We start from the raw sequence: 3,332 nt of genomic DNA, 5'->3' as shown, positions 1-3,332 counted from the left end.
GCGACGTTCGCGCAGTGCGTCTGCACGGGCGCTGCAGGGGAGGTGCACGCGTTCCGTTTTGCAGAGCTGCAGGCCGAGTTCCTGTGTCCGGAGGCATCCGCCGCCCCCGCCTGGGGCACGGTGCCGGCCGCGCCGGGCTTCTACGCGGGGTCGGTGTGGGAGCAGCAGTATGAGGCCGGGGGCGTGGCGCTCGGGCACCATGCCGAGGGCCTCCGCCTGGAGATGCAGCGGCAGTGGCCGCTGCGCGAGATCCCTCGGGCCAGGGGCGCTCGGTCGCGCGGACCCGTCAGCGGCGCGGTGATCCGCCTCGTGGTGACCTCCCACGCCACGGTAACCGCAGAGCACCTGGCCCGCTACCTGGAGGGCCTGGCGCGCGACGTGGGCTCCTGCCCGGTGGCCCTGACGGGCAACGGGCACACCTACGCCGGCTGCGTGCTGGAGAGCCTGCGGCCGGCGCACACGGACCGGCGCTGGGGCCGCTTCGTCGCGGAGTTCGTCCAGGAGGTGGACTGTGACGGCTGACGGCAACGGCAACGGATCAAGGCTGAGACACGGATGGACACGGATAGCGACGGATACGGCAACGGGAACATGAGGCGAACAACGGCAGCGCCGGCAGGGTCCGTGCCTGTCCGTGTGGCGGCGCCTGCGGCGCCGACACAGCCGAGGGCGGCTGTGCCACATACGGCTCTGGACCCCCTGCCGGAGGCCGGGCTGCGCGGCCCGCTGTGGTTCGTGCTGCGCGACGGGCGGTGGGGGCTGGGGCCGGAGGTGCTGATGCGGGACACGGCGTTTGCGCGGTGGTGGCGGGAGGGAATCGAGATGCTGAAATCTGTGCTGCGCGAGCGGGAGGCGGTCGATGCATGACGATCATTACGCGGCCGTGGCGGCCTTTGCCAGTTTCATCGGCATCGGCGTGTGCGTGGCTCTGGCCTGGCTTTGGGAGGTAATCACATGACTCTTGATGCGATCAAAGCTGAGAAGGACGGGCTCGAAGCGGCACGGGAGCCGGTGGAGGTGCCCGTGGCGATGCCGGAGCCGGGCGCGGCCGAGCAGCTGGATGAGGCGGTGCTGACGCTCGTCTCTGGATTGGCCCATCCGGCGTATGCCGCCTACCACCACGCCGTCAAGGCCGAGGGCGAGGTGGCAGAGATCGACGCGCTGGGCAAGGACGCGCCGGAGAGTGAGGGCGCGAAGTGGTGGAGCGAGCATCGCAAAGCGGCGCTCGCCGCTATCGACGCGCTGAAGGCTTGGGCGTATACGTGGGACAAGGCGCACCCTGAGTTCCACGCGCGGCCGGAACTGCCTGAGCAGGAGGCCCGGTAGTGGCAAAAGTCATTACATATGACGCGCCGAGTAACACCGTGTTCTATGACGGTGGCACGGAGGCCGATGCGGTTGAATGCACGGACATTCTGGCGGCTGACGTGGCGGGCGGCTGGAACGTCTTTGGCTCTTTGGGCACACGCTGTTACTGGACAACGGCGAAGCTGCACGGCGGGTCGAATGCGACGACGCATTTCGGCATGGATGGCGAGTCTCTCCTGATCTATACGGCGGTGGCTGGCAACGGGGCCGCGATGCAAACAGAGGGGGCCGGCTCATGGTCATTCGTTCGGTCTGCTGTCGTTGTTCAGGCACCTGCAACAGCCCATCATTACATCAACATGGCGCACACGGGGGCATTGACCATCCGTCTCTCCACAATCATGGTGCTGCGCGGCGGTGGTTGTCCGCGCATTTCAGCGGCAAGCCCTTGCACTATCAGTAACTCAGCACTGATGAGCACACAAGGCGTCGGCCCCAATCTGCCTAAAGACGCAAGCGTTGAATATTCCTTGCTTTCCGGTGGTCCGTCGTACCCCGCTGCCAGCACGGGGATCGAACACAATGTCATGTACGGTATTTTGACATGCAGGGCCGATTTGACGCTATCAAGCCCGGTCATTGAAGGGGTGGGCTATGCGTACGTCTGGCACGGCGACCTGACAGTTACTGACCCGGACGGCTGGTGGGATACTGCGACACGCCTGCGGGTGACGGCGGCCGGGTATGAGTCGGCCATCGAACTCCGGTGGACATTCGCACTGACGGTGCATGACGAGGACGGCGCGGCCGTCGAAGGGGCGCATGTGACGGTTGAGGATGCGTTAGGGACGACGCACGCTGCATACGACACCAACGCATCCGGGCAGTCGCCAACGGCGATTACGCTGCCGGAGTTTCGCTGGGTTCTCAGCGAGATAGATGTTATTGACATCCCGCCCGACGAGCCGACTACGGAGTATGACTACAACCCGTACACGATCACTGTGGAATGGCCGGACGGCGTAACGATGATCGTGTCCGACCTGACAGTAGACCGGCGGATTGAGTGCGTCATCGAGCGCCCGGACGTACCTGCAACGTCGGACGTGCGGCTCGGGACGTCCTACGCCGACGGCAGCCTGGAGGGGGTGTTCGTCGGCACCGCGCATTATCTGACCGGCGATGTGGACGTGCCGACCGTTACCGGCACAGTCGTTGTCCCTGAGATCAGTGGGAGCGTGGGCTGATGCAAGACTACACACCGGACTCATCCATCGTGCGCGGCAGCCGCTGGCCGCCGGCCGGCGACGTCCTGACGGTCGAGATCACCAATACCGGAGGCTGGGCCGCCGGCGCGGACGGATGGACCTGGTCGCTCTGCCTCTCGCGCACACGGCGCGGCGGCACTCCGGACCTGGAGATCGAGGCCGACTCGGCCGCCCTGAACGGCACCGTGATGACGCTGACGTTCACGGCCACCTCGGCCGAGACGGCCGCCCTGCCTGCCGGCAAGGGCCGCTTTAACGTCGAGATCAAATCCGACGACGGCGCCGGCGCCGTGTCCTACTACGACTGCGTGGCCGGTACGGCCAGCGTGCGCGACAGCGCCGGCGAGGGATAACGGATGGCCACGACCACCACAACGCTCCTGCCCGGGCCGTCCTTCGGCCCCGACGTGGACGTCTACCTGAACGACGCCCTCACGGCCGACCTGGTCGTCCGCACCATCCGCGCCTCCTACGTCCGGCCCTGGCAGGCCGAGCTCTTCTGGCCCGGCCGGCACGACGACCCGCCCGAGGTGAGCCTCTGGGATGAGCTCCGCATCGAGGACGACGGCGGCGCCGTCCGCTTCGACGGCTTCATCACCGAGATCCAGCCCGGCGGCGTCGACTCCGAAGGCGTCCGCTACACGGCCTCCGACCGCCGCTTCATCCTCGAAAACGAGCCCGTCCGCATCAACGGCCGCGGCTACTACCTCTGGAATCGGCGCGGCTACACCTGCAACACCGGCAGGGGCGGCGAAG

6 protein-coding genes are annotated in these 3,332 nt (G+C 66.9%); all 6 read left to right on the top strand.

From position 1 onward, the window contains the following. Positions 1-522 (top strand): hypothetical protein (locus GXY85_04145; GenBank protein ID NLW50021.1); only part of this gene is annotated, 522 nt, incomplete at its 5' end. A gap of 153 nt (positions 523-675) precedes the next feature. Then, on the top strand, positions 676-867 hold the full coding sequence (locus GXY85_04140) for a hypothetical protein (GenBank protein NLW50020.1): 192 nt from the start codon (positions 676-678) through the stop codon (positions 865-867). Positions 868-954: 87 nt separating this feature from the next. Then, the gene (locus GXY85_04135) at positions 955-1,326 is read left to right on the top strand and encodes a hypothetical protein (protein NLW50019.1); all 372 of its coding nucleotides are present in this window, start codon (positions 955-957) and stop codon (positions 1,324-1,326) included. Beyond that, the gene (locus GXY85_04130) at positions 1,326-2,555 is read left to right on the top strand and encodes a hypothetical protein (protein NLW50018.1); all 1,230 of its coding nucleotides are present in this window, start codon (positions 1,326-1,328) and stop codon (positions 2,553-2,555) included. The genes GXY85_04135 and GXY85_04130 overlap by 1 nt, the downstream gene beginning before the upstream one ends. Further along, on the top strand, positions 2,555-2,929 hold the full coding sequence (locus tag GXY85_04125) for a hypothetical protein (protein NLW50017.1): 375 nt from the start codon (positions 2,555-2,557) through the stop codon (positions 2,927-2,929). The genes GXY85_04130 and GXY85_04125 overlap by 1 nt, the downstream gene beginning before the upstream one ends. 3 nt (positions 2,930-2,932) lie before the next feature. Next, the coding region (locus tag GXY85_04120; GenBank protein ID NLW50016.1) for a hypothetical protein at positions 2,933-3,332 on the top strand (400 nt) is incomplete at its 3' end.

This window comes from Candidatus Brocadiaceae bacterium (assembly GCA_012728835.1).
GTDB lineage: Bacteria > Planctomycetota > Brocadiia > SM23-32 > SM23-32 > JAAYEJ01.
Note: the sequence above shows the minus strand (reverse complement) of the source record. Positions and strands in the feature narration are given on the sequence as shown.